A 15979-nucleotide genomic window follows, 5' to 3' on the forward strand; every position below is an offset into this window, starting at 1 on the left:
CATCGGCGGCCCGGCACACCACTCAGCGATCCGCGTCCTCGCCCAGCGACTCGAATCGCCACCGGTGCACGGGCCGGACGACCGACTCGGCGTCGGGCTCGGGCAGTTCCGGCAGCTCGGCGTCGTAGGAGGCGTCCCACCAGGTGACGACCAGCACCCGGTCCTGCGGGGCGCGGAAGGTCTCCCGGCGCAACGGCTCCCGGGCCAGGCGCTGTTCGCGCACCCAGGCGAGCAGTTCGGCGCCCCGGCCCTCGGTCGCCCGGGCCTCCCACATCAGCGCGACGGTCACGAGTACAGGTTCTCCTTGCTGATCTCGTGCACATGGTCGTGACCATGGCCATGGTCGCCGGGGACGTGCGGGTCCGTGACCGGCAGGGAGGAGTCGGCCGACAGGTCCCAGCCGGAGGCGGCCCGGCCCCGGGTGACCATCTCGGCGCCGAGCGCGGCGACCATCGCGCCGTTGTCCGTGCACAGCTTGGGGCGCGGGACGCGCAGCCGGATACCGGCCGCCTCGCAGCGCTCCTGGGCCAGGGCGCGCAGCCGGGAGTTGGCGGCCACGCCACCGCCGATCATCAGATGGTCCACGCCCTGGTCCTTGCAGGCGCGTACGGCCTTGCGGGTCAGGACGTCCACCACCGCCTCCTGGAAGGAGGCCGCGACGTCCCGCACCGGGACATCCTCCCCGGCCGCCCGCTTGGCCTCGATCCAGCGGGCCACCGCCGTCTTCAGACCGGAGAACGAGAAGTCGTAGGCAGGATCGCGCGGGCCGGTCAGGCCGCGCGGGAACGCGATCGCCTCCGGGTCGCCCTCACGCGCGTACCGGTCGATGACCGGACCGCCGGGGAAGCCCAGGTTCAGCACGCGCGCGATCTTGTCGAAGGCCTCGCCGGCGGCGTCGTCGATCGTCGCGCCCATGGGGCGCACGTCGGAGGTGATGTCCGTGGACAGCAGGAGGGAGGAGTGGCCGCCGGAGACCAGCAGGGCCATCGTCGGCTCGGGCAGCGGGCCGTGCTCCAGCTGGTCCACGCAGATGTGCGAGGCGAGGTGGTTGACGCCGTACAGCGGCTTGCCGAGCGCGTAGGCGTACGCCTTCGCCGCCGAGACACCGACCAGCAGCGCCCCCGCCAGGCCGGGGCCGGCGGTGACCGCGATGCCGTCCAGGTCCTTGGCGCTCACCCCGGCTTCCTTCAGCGCGCGGTCGATGGTGGGGACCATCGCCTCCAGGTGGGCCCTGGACGCCACCTCCGGGACGACGCCGCCGAAACGGGCGTGTTCGTCGACGCTGGAGGCGACCGCGTCGGCCAGCAGCGTGGTGCCGCGGACGATGCCGACGCCGGTCTCGTCGCAGGAGGTCTCGATGCCGAGGACGAGCGGCTCGTCCCGGGTGTCAGCCATGGGTCTCAAGTTCCTTGTACGCCGTTGACGGGGTTACGGGGGGTCGCCGGATCGGACAGGCGCATCACCAGGGCGTCCACGTTCCCCGGCTGGTAGTAGCCACGCCTGAAGCCGATGGGTTCAAAGCCGAAGCGCTCGTAGAGCCGCTGGGCGCGGACGTTGTCCACGCGGCACTCGAGCATCACCTCGGAGCACTCGAAGGCGCTCGCGGCCCGCAGCAGTTCGGTCAGCAGCCGGGCGCCGAGGCCGGTGCCCCAGTGGTCGCGGGCGACCGCGATGGTCTGGATGTCGGCCTGGTCACCGGAGGCGACGAGACCGGCGTAGCCGACGATCCGGCCGTTCTCCTCGCCCACCACGTACCGCCGGGTCGCCTGCGGGCCGCGGGAGTGCGCCAGCTCCGACCAGAACATGCCCCGCGACCAGGTGTCCTCGGGGAACAGGTCCTTCTCCAGCACCAGCACCGGGTCGATGTCCCACCAGCGCATCTCCCGCAGGACGCAGGCCGCGGTCCCGTTCCCGGTCGTCGTCTGACCCGTCACTTCGGGGTGACCACCTTGTAGTTCTTGGGCACCTGGGCGTCCGGCCGGCGCAGATACAGCGGCCGGGGCGCGGGCAGCTCCTCGCCGGCGGCCAGCCGCTCGGCGGCCAGGCGGGCCAGGGCGGCGGCCGACACGTGCTCGGGCTCGTGCACCTGCGGGAAGGTGTCCGGGTAGAGCAGCGCGCCCGCGCCGACCGCGGGCAGCCCCTTGACCTCGTCGGCGATGTCGGCGGGCCGGTCGACGGCCGGGTCGGTCAGACGGGTGCGGGAGTCGGCGTAGCGCGCCCAGTACACCTCCTTGCGGCGGGCGTCGGTGGCCACGACGAAGGGGCCGGGGACGTCGGCGGCGTAGGCGAGGCCGTCGAGCGTGCACACGCCGTGCACGGGGACGCCGAGCGCGAGCCCGAGGGTGTCGGCGGTCATCAGGCCGACGCGCAGCCCCGTGTAGGGGCCGGGGCCGATGCCGACCACGATGCCCGTGACGGCGTCCAGTCCCAGGCCGGCCTCGGCGAGGACCCGGTCGACGGCCGGCAGCAGCAGCTCTCCGTGCCGGCGTGCGTCGACCTGGCTGGACGAGGCGATGACGGCCGTGCCGTCGTGCAGGGCGACGGTGACGGCGGGGGTGGCGGTATCCAGAGCGAGCAAGAGCACGCAAACAGCCTACGGCTCCGGCGGGGTCGGCACGGCCGTCCGGGGTCGGCGGCGCCGCGGCTGCTACCGTCGCGAGCGTGCCGTGCGGCGGCACGGGTACAGCGACTGGCGCAGAGGTGGACGACCGTGGCAAGGAGCAGCTCGGGATTCGTGGCCGGGCTCACCGCGGCTGCCGTCGCCACGGTCGGCTTCCTCGCCTACCAGGCGCAGGCGAGCGTGCCCCCGAGCCTGAAGGGCGCGCACGGCGCCACGGCCTCCCCCACGCCGGCCCCCACGAAGGCGCCCCGCGACCAACGGCACCCGGCCGCACTGCCCGCCGGCTCGGGCACGGGGGAGCGGGTGGTGTACTCGGTGGACGACGACCGGGTGTGGCTGGTCAGTGCGAGCGGCCGGGTGGAGAACACGTTCACGGTCAGCCCGGGCAGCGTCGACCCGCTCCCGGGCACCTACGCGGTCACCTCGCGCTCGAAGGCGGTCACCGGCACGGACGGCATCCCGGTCGAACACGTCGTGCGCTTCACCACCGTCAACGGTGTGGTGATCGGCTTCAGCGCAGCGGTGCCCTCGGGCTCGGGCTCCGCCCCCACCCCCGACACCTCGGTGAAAACCGGCGGCATCCGCGAGTCCCGCGCGGACGGTGAGGCCATGTGGATGTTCGCGACGATCGGCCAGAAGGTCGTCGTCATCCGATAGGGCTACGCCGTCCGGCAGGGCCTACGCCGCTCGCTGCCGCCCTGACAGGGCTACGCCGCTCGCCGGCGCCGTTTCCCGGCGCGGGGGGCCGGGTGGGCGGCCGGGCGGGTGTCCGCGGGGGCCGGGGGCTGTGGTGGCCGGGAGACGGCGGCCGCTGCCGCGCAGGAGGCCAGGAGGTCGGCCATGGGCACCGCCGCGACCACGTGCGGGCCGGGTCGGCGGTCGGTGGGCGGCTCGTTCGGCTCGGTGGGCTGGGCGGTCGTCATGGTCGCCTCCTGGGCTCGGGGGCGGGCGAGGTTAGGTAGACCTAACTTCGAGCTGGGCACCATGTGACCACGTCCCGGCGCGCGGCGCAAGGCGTGCCGGCGGCCTGGCCGGAGCCCGCACACCGGGTGCTCAGGCGGTCAGGACGTCCAGGTCCACGGCCTCCCACCGGTCGCCGATGCCGGTCACCGTCACATGGCGCACCTCGTCGGTGGTGTCTCCGACGGCCCGGTGGATCAGGACCTGCAACCGCTCGTCGGTCAGCTCCTCGACCTTCCCCTCGCCCCACTCCACGACGATCACGGAGTCCGGCAGCGAGACGTCGAGGTCCAGGTCCTCCATCTCGTCGAGCCCGCCGGACAGCCGGTAGGCGTCGACATGCACGAGGGGCGGGCCGTCGCCGAGGGACGGGTGCACGCGGGCGATCACGAAGGTCGGGGAGGTGACGGCGCCGCGTACGTCGAGGCCCTCGCCGAGTCCCCGGGTCAGCGTGGTCTTGCCCGCGCCCAGCTCCCCGCTGAGCATCACGAGGTCACCGGCGCGCAGCAGCTTGGCGAGACGGCGGCCCAGCTCCCGCATCTGCTCGGGAGAGGTGACGGTGATCTCGACGGGCTGGGGGTCAGCCGGGCTGTGCGGTGCTGCTGGTGCTTCCATAGCCACCCACGGTAACGCCTGCCGGGACCGCGCCGACGCGGGTGAGCAGGTCGGCGAGCCGGTCGGTGACGACCTCCGGGTGCTCCAGCATCACCAGGTGCCCGGCGTCCGGGACCAGCACCAGCTCCGCCTCGGGCAGCAGATCGGCGATCGCCTCGCTGTGCCCGCTGGGCGTGACCAGGTCGTCCACTCCGGCCAGGACGAGCACCGGCAGGTCCGTGAAGAGGCCGAGCGCCTCCGTCTTGTCGTGGTCGGTGAAGGCCGGGTAGAACTCGGCGACCACGTCGATCGGCGTGCTCTCGATCATCCGCTCGGCGAACCGGGCGACCGCCGGGTCGATGTCCCGCCCGGCGAAGGAGTACCGCTTGATGATCCCGGCGAACAGGTCGGCGGTGGCCCGGCGCCCCTTCTCCACCAGCTCGGCGCGCTGCCCGAGCGCCTTCAGCACGCCCGGCAGCACCCGCCGGACCGCGTTGACGCCGGCGACGGGAAGCCCGAAGTTCACCTCGCCGAGCCGTCCCGAGGACGTCCCCACGAAGGCGGTGGCGACGACCCGCTCCCGGATCAACTCGGGGTACTGGGCGGCCAGGGCCATCACGGTCATACCGCCCATGGAGTGTCCGACCAGCACGATCGGCCCCTCGGGTGCGGCGGCGTCGATCACGGCCTTCAGGTCCCGGCCCAGCTGGTCGATGGTCAGCGGCACGCCGTCGCGTATCTGGCCCACTCCCCGCCCGGACCGGCCGTGGCTGCGCTGGTCCCAGTGCACGGTCCGTACGACGCCGCGCAGCGCCGCGCGCTGGAAGTGCCAGGAGTCCTGGCTGAGGCAGTAGCCGTGGCTGAAGACGACCGTGACGGGTGCGGGTGTCCGGCGCCCGAAGAGCCGCCGGCGGCGCGGGCCGAGGTCCACGGCGGTCTCGGGGTCGACGTCGTCGACCTCGTAGTAGAGCTCGGTGCCGTCGTCGGCGTACGCCCTGCCCGAGGTGCCGCGCAGGGTTCCGTAGGGGCCGGCCGAGTCCAGGGCCAGCCGGGCCCTCCTGCGCATGTCGCGGCCGACGGTCATCCGCTCGATGGCGACGGTGGCGGCCGCGCCCGCCGCCAGCACGCCCAGCGCGGCGCCCGCTATGCCGGTGGCCCGGCGCCAGCCGCCGGACGTCATCGCGGCGGAGGCGGCGGCCACCGCACTGCTCTCGCTCACGTACCGCTCCTCCTCGTGCTGCCGTGCCGACGCCTTGCGCCGTGCTGGTGCCTTGCGCCGTGCTGGTGTCTTGCGCCGTGCTGGTGTCTTGCGCCGTGCTGATGCCTCATGCCGTCCGGTGCCGTACCGATCTCGTGACGGTCACGGTCTGTACCGTACTGGCGTTCGGGGACGCGGTGCGGCCGGATCGCCGCCTCGCCCCGTTCCCGCGCGGGCCGTCCGCGCTACGCGTCGCGCTCCGCTCCCGCTTCCCGCCCCCGCTCCGGTTCTTCTTCCTCGTTCACATAGACGCGGGGAACGCGCGTTCCGATGCGTGTGACGATCTCGTATGCGATCGTGCCGGCGGCCTGCGCCCAGTCCTCGGCGGTGGGCTCGCCACGGTCGCCGGGGCCGAAGAGCACGGCCTCCGTTCCGACCTCGGGTTCGTCGCCGCCCAGGTCGACCACGAACTGGTCCATGGCGACCCGGCCCGCCACCGTACGCCACTTGCCGCCGACCAGGACCGGCCCGGTGCCGGAGGCGTGGCGCGGGATGCCGTCCGCGTAGCCGACGGGCACGAGCCCGAGGGTGGTCTCCCCCGGGGTGACGTAGTGGTGGCCGTAGCTGATGCCGTGCCCTCCCGGCGCGTGCTTCACCAGGGCCAGCGAGGCGGACAGGGTCATCACCGGGCGCAGCCCGAAGTCGGCCGGGGAGCCGAGTTCCGGGCTGGGCGAGATGCCGTACAGGGCGATCCCGGTGCGGACGAGGTCGAAGTGGGCCTCGGGCAGGGTGAGCGTGGCGGGCGAGTTGGCCATGTGCCGCACCTCGGGGCGCGCGCCCTGCCGCTCGGCGTGCGCGACCATCTCGCGGAAGCGGTCGAGCTGGGCGGCGATGGAGGGGTGGCCCGGCTCGTCGGCACAGGCGAAGTGGGACCAGAGCCCGGCGATGCGGACGAGCCCGTCGGCCTCGGCGCGCAGGGCCTCGGCGACGAGTTCGGGCCAGTCGGCGGGCTGGCAGCCGTTGCGCCCGAGCCCGGTGTCGGCCTTCAGGTGCACGCGGGCGGGCCGGCCGGCGGCCCGGGCCGCCTCGCGGACCTCCGCGAGGGCCCACATCCCGCTCACGGACACGTCCACGTCCGCCTCGACGGCCTCCCGCCACGGCCCGCCGGGCGTCCACAGCCAGCACATGATCCTCACCCCGTCGGGTGACAGTCCGGCCGCGCGCAGCGCCAGGGCCTCCTCGGGCGTGGCGGTGCCGAGCCAGGTCGCCCCGGCGGAGACGGCGGCACGTGCGCACGGCACCGCGCCGTGGCCGTAGGCGTCGGACTTGACCACGGCCATCAGGGCCGCGCCGGGCGCCCGCTCGCGCAGCGCCCGGACGTTGGCGCGCACAGCGGCCAGGTCGATCTCTGCGCGGGCGCGCAGCGGTGCCGTCCGCGGGTGTGCTGTCTCGTTCATCGCGCCCAGTGTCTCAGAGGCCCCGGACGGCCCCACAGCACCGTTCACCGGCCGGGACCGGAAGAGGGCGCCCCCGCGACGACCTCGAGGCGACAACCCATCAGACCGCCGCCCCATTCAGCCCGTCGACTCCCTCCGGCCGCAGGCTCTCTGCGACCGCAGGCTCCCTCCGGCCGCCGGCCTCCTCAGACCGCAGGCTCACCGGCCCACCGACACCCTCAGACCAGCCGCCCCGGACCCCGGGCAGAGCACCCGCCCCGGACCCCCGGGCCACCGACACCCTCAGACGACCCCCCGGACCCGGACACCCCCGGACCACCGAACCCCGACACCCCCGACCACACGCATCGTCAGCCCGCCGCCCCGGCCCGGCGGCCCCCTCGCACCGGCTCCTACCGCCCCCCTGCGTCCGGTCGCGTCCGTCGCACGTCGCGCCAGGCCCGGGGAACGGCGTCGGACACGTCGTGGGCGCCGATCGGCGCGCCCTTGGCGGCCAGGCGGCCGGCCAGGCCGTGCAGATAGGCCGCCACGCTGCCCGCGTCGCGGGCGGACAGGCCGGCCGCGAGCAGGGACCCGCCGAGCCCGGACAGGACGTCGCCGCTGCCGGCCGTGGCGAGCCACGGGGTGCCGGTCGGGTTGACCCGCGCCGGACCGCCGTCCGGGTCGACGATCAGCGTGGTCGAGCCCTTGAGCAGGACGGTCGCGCGGTAGCGGGCGGCGAGTTCCCGGGCGGCGGCCAGCCGGGCCGCCTCCACCTGCTCCCGCGCCACACCGAGCAGCGCGGCGGCCTCGCCCGCGTGCGGGGTCATCAGGGTCGGCGCGGTACGGGCCCGTACGGCCTCCCGGTCGGCGAGGCGCAGGCCGTCCGCGTCCAGCAGGACGGGGACGTCCGCGTCCAGCACCTCCGAGACGGTCGCCACGTCGTCCCCCGCGCCCGGCCCCACCACCCAGGCCTGCACCCGGCCCGCCTTGTGCGGCCCCTGGTCGGACACCAGGGTCTCGGGGAAACGGGCGATCACCGCGTGCCCGGCGGGTCCGACGTACCGTACGGCCCCCGCGCCGCCGCGCAGCGCGCCGGACACCGCGAGCACGGCCGCACCGGGGTAGCGGGCCGAGCCGGCCGCGATGCCGACGACGCCCCGCCGGTACTTGTCGCTCTCGACGGCCGGCCGGGGCAGCAGGGCGGCGACGTCCGCGTGCTGGAGCGCCTCCAGTTCCGGTTCGGCGGGCAGCTCGGGGCCCAGGCCGATGTCGACGAGGCGGACCGTGCCGGCGTACTCGCGGGCCGGGTCGACGAGCAGTCCGGGCTTGTGGGTGCCGAAGGTGACGGTCAGGTCGGCGCGGACCGCGGCGCCCCGCACCTCGCCGCTGTCCGCCTCCACCCCGCTGGGCAGGTCCACGGCGACGACGACGGCCCCGGAGCGCGCCGCGCGCTCGGCCAGCGGTACGGCGTCGGGGCGCAGGCCGCCCTTGCCGCCGATGCCGACGATCCCGTCGATCACGAGGTCGGCCCGGTCGATCAGCCGGTCGGCCGCGTCCGGCCGGGCGAGCGTGCCGCCCGCGCGACGCAGCGCCGCGAGACCTCCCGGGTGGGTGCGGTCGGGGGCGAGCAGCACGGCGGTGACCCCGGCGCCGCGGCGGGCCAGCCGGGTCCCGGCGTACAGGGCGTCGCCCCCGTTGTCGCCGCTGCCGACGAGGAGGACCACCCGGCGGCCGTAGACGCCCCCGAGCAGGTCCGCCGAGGCGGCGGCGAGCCCGGCGGCGGCACGCTGCATGAGGGCGCCGTCCGGGAGCCGCGCCATGAGCGCGCGCTCGGCTGTCCTGACCGTCTCGACGCTGTACGCGGTACGCATGCGGTCGAGTCTGCCCCGCATGCGCCCGACATCGCACGGGAACCCGGCAGGAGAAATCCTGACGAAACCACATGAAAGCGAAAGGTCGGAAGGAGGAGGTCACCGCACATGGTGGACGAACCGGTCGGCGTCGGCGACGGAATCGGTGACAGCACCGGCACCCGCAACAGCGTCACCGGCGGTCGGCTCGAGGCGTTGGAGAAGCTGCTGGCCGAGCAGCGGGGCGAGATCGCCCGGTACGCCGCCGAGCACTCCGTCCCCGTGCGCGAGCCGCCCGACGGCCCTTGCGGCCCCCCACCGCCCGGCCTCCCACCGGTGCCCCCGGCCCCCGACCTGCTGGACGCGTTGCCGATCGCCGTCATGGTGGTCCTTCCCGTGTTCGACGAGCGGGGCGAGGTGAGGGACTTCTGCTACGTCGGGCAGAACGCCGCCACGCTGGAGCGCTCCGCCCGGGACATCCCGGCCGGAACACTGCCGCCGTGGTCCGGGAGCGTCCCGTTGTTCGAACGCTTCCCGAACATGGCGGACACGCCGATACCCCGTCTGCTCGCCGAGGCCCTGCGGACCGGACGGACGCAGGGGCCCGAGATGGCCGAGTGGTCGCTGTCCGGCCCCGACGGGCGGGTGGTGCGCATGAGCAGCGAGGTGCGCGCGACCCCCTGCCACGGTCTGCTGCTGCTGACCTGGGAAGGCGAGCAGGAGACCCGGACGGCGCAGGCCGCGCAACGGCTGGTGCGGGTGTGCTGGGCCGAGTGGAACCTCGGTGACGGGACCGTGGAACCGTCGTCGGCGCTGCGCGACGTACTCGGCCTGTCCGCCTCGCAGCCCGTGCCCGACCTGCTCGGCCTGGCCCGCATGGTGGCGCCGGTCAGCCTGGTGCCGCTGTACGAGGTGATCTACGACGTCCTGCTGCGCAAGCGCGTCGCCGAGTGCGACCTGCATCTGGTCCGGCCCTCCGAGCGGATCGTCCGCTTCGTGGCCGAACCGGTGCGCCCGGAGCACGGGCCGGTGTGGACCGTGCGCGCGGTGCTCCACGACGTGACCGACGACCGGTACAGCCGCGCCCGGGCCGAACAGGCGGTGCGCGAGGCCCGTGCACAGCGCCAGCGGGCGGACGCGATCGCCGAGGTGGCCGAGCGGCTGCGGGACGCGGTCCTCCCCCGGTTCCCGGCCGAACTGGCCCGGCACGGCATCGAGGCGGCTGCCGTCTACCGTCCCGAGGCGCGCGCGGCCCGTGTGGGAGGCGACTGGTACAAGGCCCGCGTCCTGCCGAGCGGACAGGTACTGATCGCGCTCGGCGACGCCCGCGGCCACGGACTCGACGCCGTCACGCTGATGGCGAAGCTGCGGTCGGCGCTGGCGGGGCTCGCGTTCACCGGTGAACTGGTGGAGGCGCTGACCGGCTGGCTGAACATGGTCGCCTGCGACGACGGCCAGGAGTCCACCGCCACGGCCGTCATCGGCCGCTACCACCCCGACCAGGGCCTGCTGCGCTGGACGTGTGCCGGTCACCCGCTGCCCATCCTGCTGCGCGAGCGCCGGGCCCGCCTGCTCGACCCGCCGCAGGGCGGACCGGGTCCGCCCCTGGGCGTCCTGCCCGGCGAGAAGTACGCGGCGGCCGAGATCCTCCTCTACCCCGGTGACGTGGTCCTGCTCTACTCGGACGGCCTGATCGAGCGCCGTGGCTCGGACCTCGACCAGGACTGCTCCCGCCTGCTCCAGGCCGCCGACAGCTGCGCCCGGGGCGGTATCCCACCGGGCGACCAGGCACTGGACGCCTATGTGCAGGCCCTGGTCCACCAGCTCACCGGCCCCCGCCCGGAGGACGACGCCACGGTGCTCGCCATCCGCGTCACGGACGGCGACATCGGCGGCTGGTGACGTCCCGTCACCCCTCCGCGATCACCACGGCCGAGGCCACCCCGGCGTCATGGCTCAGCGAGATGTGCCACGCCCGCACCCCGAGTTCCGCCGCGCGGGCCGCGACGGAGCCCTTCACCCTCAGCCGCGGACGCCCGCTGTCCTCGACGTACACCTCCGCGTCCGTCCACAGCAGCCCGGCCGGCGCGCCGAGGGCCTTGGCGACCGCCTCCTTCGCGGCGAACCGCGCGGCCAGCGAGGCCATGCCCCGGCGCTCCCCGCTCGGCAGCAGCAGCTCGTCCGCCACGAACAGCCGCTTGGCCAGGTTGGGCGTCCGCTCCAGCGACTCCGCGAACCGGTCGATCTCGGCGACGTCGATTCCGACCCCGATGATGCTCATGCGAAGCACCCTACGGCCGCGGCGTAAGGTGCCCAGTGGTATCACCTGTCGAAGAGGGGGATTCGAGGTCATGGGCGCGACAGTGACCGCGGTCAGCAGCAACGCCGAGTACTCGTTCACCAAGCCGAACCGGGACAGCATCACGCTGCTCGCCGGCCTCGGTGTCGAGGGGGACGTCCACGCCGGCGTGACGGTCAAGCACCGCTCGCGTGTCGCGCAGGACCCCACCCAGCCGAACCTGCGCCAGGTCCACCTCATTCACGAGGAGCTCTTCGCCGAGGTCGCGGGAGCCGGGTACCAGGTGACTCCCGGTCAGCTGGGCGAGAACATCACCACCCGCGGCATCGACCTGCTCGGCCTGCCCGTCGGCACCCTGCTGCACATCGGCGACGAAGCGGTGCTGGAGGTGACCGGGCTGCGCAACCCCTGCGCGCAGATCGACGGCTTCCAAGGCGGGCTGCTGAAGCAGGTCGTCGGCCGCGATGCGGCCGGGAACGTCGTGCGCAAGGCCGGGATCATGAGCGTCGTCCGAGAGGGCGGCGTGGTGCGCCCCGGCGACGCGATCGAGGCGGAGCTGCCGGAGGGGCCGCACCGGCCGCTGGACCGGGTCTGATCCCTCCGGCTGCCGCCGCACTCACTCCACCGTGACCGACTTCGCGAGGTTGCGGGGCTGGTCGACCTCGTTGCCGCGGGCCGTGGCCAGTTCGCAGGCGAAGACCTGCAAGGGGACCGTGGCGACCAGGGGCTGGAGGAGGGTCGGGGTCACCGGGATGCGGATCAGATGGTCCGCGTACGGGACGACGGCCTCGTCGCCCTCCTCCGCGATCACGATCGTCCGGGCGCCCCGGGCCCGGATCTCCTGGATGTTGGAGACGATCTTGTCGTGCAGCACGGAGCGGCCGCGCGGCGACGGCACCACCACGACCACCGGCAGGTCCTGGTCGATGAGGGCGATCGGCCCGTGCTTCAGCTCGCCCGCCGCGAAGCCCTCGGCGTGCATGTACGCCAACTCCTTGAGCTTCAGGGCGCCTTCGAGAGCGACCGGATACCCGACGTGCCGGCCCAGGAACAGCACCGTGTTCTTGTCGGCGAGGGAGCGGGCCAGTTCCCGCACCGGCTCCATCGTCTCCAGGACCCGCTCGACCGCGCCGCCGATCTGCGACAGGTCGCGGATCACGGCCCGGATCTCGTCGCCCCACTTGGTGCCGCGCACCTGGCCCAGGTACAGCGCCACCAGGTAGCACGCCACCAGCTGGGTCAGGAACGCCTTGGTGGAGGCGACCGCGACCTCCGGGCCCGCGTGCGTGTACAGCACCGCGTCCGACTCGCGCGGGATCGTCGAGCCGTTGGTGTTGCAGATGGCCAGCACCTTCGAGCCCTGCTCGCGGGCGTGCCGCAGCGCCATCAGGGTGTCCATCGTCTCGCCCGACTGGGAGATGGCGATCACCAGCGTCTGCGCGTCCAGGATCGGGTCCCGGTAGCGGAACTCGCTGGCCAGCTCCACCTCGCAGGGGATGCGGGTCCAGTGCTCGATGGCGTACTTGGCGATCAGGCCCGCGTGGAAGGCCGTACCGCAGGCGACGATGACGACCTTGTCCATCTCGCGCAGTTCGGAGGCGGAGATGCGCACCTCGTCCAGCGTCAGGTTCCCGGCGCCGTCGATGCGGCCCAGCAGCGTGTCGGCGACCGCCTTGGGCTGCTCGGCGATCTCCTTGAGCATGAAGTAGTCGTAGCCGCCCTTCTCGGCGGCCGCCGCGTCCCAGTCGACGTTGTAGGAACGGACCTCGGCGGGCTGCCCGTCGAAGCCGGTGACGGTGACGCCGTCCCGGCGCAGCTCCACCACCTGGTCCTGGCCCAGCTCGATCGCGGAGCGGGTGTGGGCGATGAACGCCGCGACGTCCGAGGCGAGGAAGGCCTCGCCCTCGCCGACCCCCACCACCAGCGGCGAGTTGCGGCGGGCGCCGACGACCACGTCGGGCGCGTCGGCGTGCACCGCGACCAGGGTGAACGCGCCCTCCAGCCGCCGGCACACCAGCCGCATGGCCTCGGCGAGGTCGGCGGTCGCGGAGAACTCCTCGGCGAGCAGGTGGGCGACGACCTCGGTGTCGGTCTCGGAGGAGAGCTCGTGGCCGCGCTCCTGGAGCTCCGCCCGCAGGGACGCGAAGTTCTCGATGATGCCGTTGTGGACGACGGCGACGCGTCCGGCGTTGTCGAGATGCGGGTGGGCGTTGGCGTCCGTGGGGGCACCGTGGGTGGCCCACCGGGTGTGACCGATGCCCGTCGAGCCGGTCGGCAGCGGCCGTTCGACCAGCTCCTTCTCCAGGTTGACCAGCTTCCCGGCCCGCTTCGCCGCCGCCAGCCCGCCGTCCGCGAGCACGGCGACACCGGCCGAGTCGTAACCCCGGTACTCCAGCCGCTTCAGCCCGGCCATCACGACCTCGAGCGCCGACTGCGACCCCACGTATCCCACGATTCCGCACATGGGCCGCAGCCTACGGCCCATCAGCCGCCGAAACCCGCCTCTCCGTGCCCGAAATCGGAAATTCCCACCGGGGTACGAACGCCTCCGGTGGGAATGACGGTCGACGCCGCATCACTTCAGTTTGTCGATATCACGTCACCTGGTCTCTTGCGAGGAGGCCCCGGCATTCGCACCGGTAAAGAATCGCGTCCCGCGTCGGCGCCGCGGAGCGTCACCGCGCCGTGCCCCGGAAGCGCGGAGCGCCTCGACGGCGCATAGCGGAGCCGCGCGAACGCGCGTGCCTTCATTCACCGGTGAGGGTGATCGCTGGGGAAGAGACGTGCGGGTGTGCGGGGACCGTACGTATGGTCGTTTGGTCGATGTCGGCTGATCAAGGCCAGGGGGCAGAAGGGTGGCGGTGCGGGAGGCCGAGGGGGCCGGGCGCGTCCGGTACACGTACCGGTTGCGGGTGTCGTCGGGTGCCCGGGCCGATCTTGAGGCGGAGTGGGCCCGCTGCCGGTGGGTGTGGAACGAGTCCGTGGCCCGCTCGAAGAAGGCCCACGCCGACGGGGAGGCGTGCGGTCCGGCTCGGCTGGACAAGATGCTGACCCAGGCCCGCGCGGTGACACCGTGGCTGGCCGCTGGTTCCTCGGTGCCGCAGCAGCAGACCGTCCGCGACTTCGCCGCCGCCCGCGCGAAAGCGCTGAAGGACATCAAGGACCGACTGCCTGCCAGGCGACGGGCGGGCATGCCCCGGCACAGGAAGAAGCACCGGGCGCGGCCGACGCTGAACTACACCCGGCGCGGCTTCCGCCTCAAGGACGGGCGTCTGCATCTGGCGGGCGGGATCGTCCTGACCGTGGTGTGGTCCAGGCCGCTGCCTGCCGAACCCTCCTCGGTACGGGTCTACCGCGACCGCCTCGGCGCCTGGTACGCCTCGTTCGTCGTGCCCGCCCAGCTCCAGCCGCTCCCAGCGACCGGCCGGGTCCTCGGTGTGGACTGGGGAGTGAAGGAGACAGCGACCACCACCAGCGACGCCCACGACCTGCCCCACCCCGAGTACGGCCGCAAGGCCAAGGAGAGGCTGTGCCGCTACGACCGGATGATGGCCCGCCGCAAACCGAAGAAGGGGCAACCCGCATCCAAGGGCTACCGGGAGGCGAAGAAGTGGCGGGCGAAGACGTATCAGAAGATCGCCCGGCAACGTCAGGATACGGCCCGCAAGTGGGCGAAGAAGGTGGTGCGCGACCATGACGTGATCGCGGTGGAGGACTTCCGGCCCAGGTTCCTGGCCAGGACGTCGATGGCGCGCAAGGCGGCGGATGCCGCGATCGGCGCCACCAAGCAGGCGCTGATCGAGATGGGCCGCAAACACGCGCGGGACGTCCGCCTGGTGCATCCCGCGCACACCACGATGGACTGCGCACGGTGCGGTGCGAGAACCAAGCACGTACTGCCGCTGTCCGAACGCACCTACACCTGCACCGCGTGCGGAGCCGTATCCCCCAGGGACAAGAACTCCGCGCGCGTGATGCTCCTCCGGGCAGGTCTGGACCCGGCTGGTGTCGAGGGCGCAAGACCTCCCGGAGCGCTGCTCCAAGAGGCTGCCTGAGCCAGGAATCCCCTCCCCGTCAGGGAGGGGAGCAGTCAATTGAGCTTGGCGAGCTGCGCGTCGACGATGTCGGTGGGGAAAGGGAAGTCCTTGCCGGCGGCCGCCGCACCGATGTTGACGGCGGGGAAGTAGGCGAGGGTGGCACCCTTACGGACGACAACGCCCTTTACCGGGGCCTTGACGCCCTCCTCGAACTCCACCAACGTGGTCAGGGCGAACGCCTGGTCGGCACCCTGCGGCGTGTCGGTCTTTGTCACCTTCAGGTTCTTGGTCTTCTCGCCGCCCACGGCGAAGGAGAAGCCGTCGGCACACGCCGTCACCGCCGCGTCGATGTCCTTCATCGCCTGCTCGGCGCCACCGTTCTCGTAGGAGGCCAGCGTCACCAGCACCTGCGGCGCGTCCATGCCGGCGTACAGCTTCTCCTCGTCGCTGGCGCCTGCGGCGGGCCTCTTCGGGGCGCCCCTCCACTCCCGCTTCGCAGTGGCCGACGGCTTGCCGACGTAGGAACCGGCCTGGAGGTAGGCGAGCGGCGCGCAAGCTGCCTTGTCTGTCGTCACCTTCTCCTGCACGACGTTGTCCGACGCAGGAACCTTCTCGACGACCTTCCCGCTCTTGACGTCCGCCTGCGTCAGCGCGGCTTTCTCCAGCTCGGCGGCGGTCAGCGGCTTCGCGGCGGCGGGCGCGGCGGAGGCCGTCTTGTCGGCCTGGGCCGTCTTGCCGTCGGAACCCTTGTCCCCGCCATCGGAGGAACCGCCACAGGCAGTGGCGAACAGGGCGAGAGCGGCGGCGGACGCGACGAGGGCCGTCCGGCGCACCACGGTGGTTCTCACGAAAGGAAGCTCTTTTCTCTACAAGATCGCGGAAGGTCTCCGCAACACTTTGCGCACACTTTACGCACAGCGGTGGCACAGATGATCTCCGGTCACCATCCGGTACTTGACCGTGATTCCGACGTGATGTGTGG

At 73.2% G+C, this 15979-nt stretch carries 16 protein-coding genes; 4 read left to right on the plus strand and 12 right to left on the minus strand.

Features of this window, described 5'->3' with window-relative positions:
* Nucleotides 1-22 precede the first annotated feature (22 nt).
* The 4 genes from IE318_RS01765 to tsaB are packed head-to-tail and all read right to left on the minus strand — an operon-like array spanning nucleotide 23 to nucleotide 2584.
* The gene (locus tag IE318_RS01765; RefSeq protein WP_030173995.1) at nucleotides 23-289 is read right to left on the minus strand and encodes a hypothetical protein; all 267 of its coding nucleotides are present in this window, start codon (nucleotides 287-289) and stop codon (nucleotides 23-25) included.
* Entirely contained in the window at nucleotides 286-1395 is a 1110-nt protein-coding gene (tsaD, locus tag IE318_RS01770) for a tRNA (adenosine(37)-N6)-threonylcarbamoyltransferase complex transferase subunit TsaD (RefSeq protein ID WP_189895696.1), read from the minus strand. The genes IE318_RS01765 and tsaD overlap by 4 nt, the downstream gene beginning before the upstream one ends.
* 5 nt (nucleotides 1396-1400) lie before the next feature.
* Entirely contained in the window at nucleotides 1401-1880 is a 480-nt protein-coding gene (gene rimI / locus IE318_RS01775; protein ID WP_107473357.1) for a ribosomal protein S18-alanine N-acetyltransferase, read from the minus strand.
* A 50-nt stretch (nucleotides 1881-1930) separates the two neighbouring features.
* Nucleotides 1931-2584 carry a tRNA (adenosine(37)-N6)-threonylcarbamoyltransferase complex dimerization subunit type 1 TsaB gene (gene tsaB, locus IE318_RS01780; RefSeq protein ID WP_030173991.1) on the minus strand — a complete coding sequence of 218 codons (654 nt, stop codon included), beginning with the start codon at nucleotides 2582-2584 and terminating at the stop codon, nucleotides 1931-1933.
* Between the two features lie 126 nt (nucleotides 2585-2710).
* Between tsaB and IE318_RS01785 the strand changes: the two genes are divergently transcribed.
* On the plus strand, nucleotides 2711-3277 hold the full coding sequence (locus IE318_RS01785) for a hypothetical protein (protein WP_030173990.1): 567 nt from the start codon (nucleotides 2711-2713) through the stop codon (nucleotides 3275-3277).
* 50 nt (nucleotides 3278-3327) lie between these two features.
* Here IE318_RS01785 and IE318_RS01790 read toward each other — a convergent pair whose 3' ends face one another.
* From IE318_RS01790 to IE318_RS01810, 5 genes are all read right to left on the minus strand, one after another.
* Nucleotides 3328-3543 carry a hypothetical protein gene (locus IE318_RS01790; protein ID WP_030173989.1) on the minus strand — a complete coding sequence of 72 codons (216 nt, stop codon included), beginning with the start codon at nucleotides 3541-3543 and terminating at the stop codon, nucleotides 3328-3330.
* A gap of 130 nt (nucleotides 3544-3673) precedes the next feature.
* Nucleotides 3674-4195, minus strand: coding sequence for a tRNA (adenosine(37)-N6)-threonylcarbamoyltransferase complex ATPase subunit type 1 TsaE (gene tsaE, locus IE318_RS01795; protein ID WP_030173987.1), 522 nt, complete (start codon nucleotides 4193-4195; stop codon nucleotides 3674-3676).
* A complete protein-coding gene (locus tag IE318_RS01800; RefSeq protein ID WP_189895697.1) occupies nucleotides 4161-5393 on the minus strand; it encodes an alpha/beta fold hydrolase in 1233 nt (410 codons plus the stop codon). Before IE318_RS01800 ends, tsaE begins: the two co-directional genes overlap by 35 nt.
* Before the next feature lie 224 nt (nucleotides 5394-5617).
* On the minus strand, nucleotides 5618-6829 hold the full coding sequence (gene alr, locus IE318_RS01805; protein ID WP_189895698.1) for an alanine racemase: 1212 nt from the start codon (nucleotides 6827-6829) through the stop codon (nucleotides 5618-5620).
* 392 nt (nucleotides 6830-7221) lie between these two features.
* On the minus strand, nucleotides 7222-8682 hold the full coding sequence (locus tag IE318_RS01810) for an NAD(P)H-hydrate dehydratase (protein ID WP_189895699.1): 1461 nt from the start codon (nucleotides 8680-8682) through the stop codon (nucleotides 7222-7224).
* 108 nt (nucleotides 8683-8790) lie between these two features.
* Here IE318_RS01810 and IE318_RS01815 point away from each other — a divergent pair, with 108 nt between their 5' ends.
* Nucleotides 8791-10563 carry a PP2C family protein-serine/threonine phosphatase gene (locus IE318_RS01815; RefSeq protein ID WP_189895700.1) on the plus strand — a complete coding sequence of 591 codons (1773 nt, stop codon included), beginning with the start codon at nucleotides 8791-8793 and terminating at the stop codon, nucleotides 10561-10563.
* Between the two features lie 7 nt (nucleotides 10564-10570).
* Here the strand turns inward: IE318_RS01815 and IE318_RS01820 are convergent, their stop codons facing one another.
* The gene (locus tag IE318_RS01820) at nucleotides 10571-10942 is read right to left on the minus strand and encodes a holo-ACP synthase (protein ID WP_030173970.1); all 372 of its coding nucleotides are present in this window, start codon (nucleotides 10940-10942) and stop codon (nucleotides 10571-10573) included.
* A gap of 70 nt (nucleotides 10943-11012) precedes the next feature.
* Here IE318_RS01820 and IE318_RS01825 point away from each other — a divergent pair, with 70 nt between their 5' ends.
* Nucleotides 11013-11555, plus strand: coding sequence for an MOSC domain-containing protein (locus IE318_RS01825; protein ID WP_189895701.1), 543 nt, complete (start codon nucleotides 11013-11015; stop codon nucleotides 11553-11555).
* Between the two features lie 21 nt (nucleotides 11556-11576).
* On the opposite strand, the gene glmS is transcribed toward IE318_RS01825, so the two are convergent.
* Nucleotides 11577-13424 carry a glutamine--fructose-6-phosphate transaminase (isomerizing) gene (glmS, locus tag IE318_RS01830; RefSeq protein ID WP_030173962.1) on the minus strand — a complete coding sequence of 616 codons (1848 nt, stop codon included), beginning with the start codon at nucleotides 13422-13424 and terminating at the stop codon, nucleotides 11577-11579.
* A gap of 391 nt (nucleotides 13425-13815) precedes the next feature.
* On the opposite strand from glmS, the gene IE318_RS01835 reads away from it, so the two are divergent.
* Nucleotides 13816-15015: an RNA-guided endonuclease InsQ/TnpB family protein gene (locus tag IE318_RS01835; protein ID WP_189895702.1), complete on the plus strand. Its 1200-nt coding sequence runs from the start codon at nucleotides 13816-13818 to the stop codon at nucleotides 15013-15015.
* Nucleotides 15016-15050: 35 nt separating this feature from the next.
* Here the strand turns inward: IE318_RS01835 and IE318_RS01840 are convergent, their stop codons facing one another.
* Nucleotides 15051-15845, minus strand: a complete 795-nt coding sequence (locus IE318_RS01840; RefSeq protein ID WP_189895703.1) for a hypothetical protein — start codon at nucleotides 15843-15845, stop codon at nucleotides 15051-15053.
* Nucleotides 15846-15979: the final 134 nt, after the last annotated feature.

Source organism: Streptomyces spiralis, assembly GCF_014654675.1.
Classification (GTDB): Bacteria; Actinomycetota; Actinomycetes; order Streptomycetales; family Streptomycetaceae; genus Streptomyces; species Streptomyces spiralis.

Excerpts from the sequence above, each read along its gene's own strand:
- IE318_RS01825 (WP_189895701.1), top strand. The coding sequence starts at position 11,013 with ATGGGCGCGACAGTGACCGCGGTCAGCAGCAACGCCGAGTACTCGTTC.
- tsaE (WP_030173987.1), bottom strand. The coding sequence starts at position 4,195 with ATGGAAGCACCAGCAGCACCGCACAGCCCGGCTGACCCCCAGCCCGTC.
- IE318_RS01810 (WP_189895699.1), bottom strand. The coding sequence starts at position 8,682 with ATGCGTACCGCGTACAGCGTCGAGACGGTCAGGACAGCCGAGCGCGCG.
- glmS (WP_030173962.1), bottom strand. The coding sequence starts at position 13,424 with ATGTGCGGAATCGTGGGATACGTGGGGTCGCAGTCGGCGCTCGAGGTC.
- IE318_RS01790 (WP_030173989.1), bottom strand. The coding sequence starts at position 3,543 with ATGACGACCGCCCAGCCCACCGAGCCGAACGAGCCGCCCACCGACCGC.
- IE318_RS01820 (WP_030173970.1), bottom strand. The coding sequence starts at position 10,942 with ATGAGCATCATCGGGGTCGGAATCGACGTCGCCGAGATCGACCGGTTC.
- alr (WP_189895698.1), bottom strand. The coding sequence starts at position 6,829 with ATGAACGAGACAGCACACCCGCGGACGGCACCGCTGCGCGCCCGCGCA.
- tsaD (WP_189895696.1), bottom strand. The coding sequence starts at position 1,395 with ATGGCTGACACCCGGGACGAGCCGCTCGTCCTCGGCATCGAGACCTCC.
- IE318_RS01815 (WP_189895700.1), top strand. The coding sequence starts at position 8,791 with ATGGTGGACGAACCGGTCGGCGTCGGCGACGGAATCGGTGACAGCACC.
- rimI (WP_107473357.1), bottom strand. The coding sequence starts at position 1,880 with ATGCGCTGGTGGGACATCGACCCGGTGCTGGTGCTGGAGAAGGACCTG.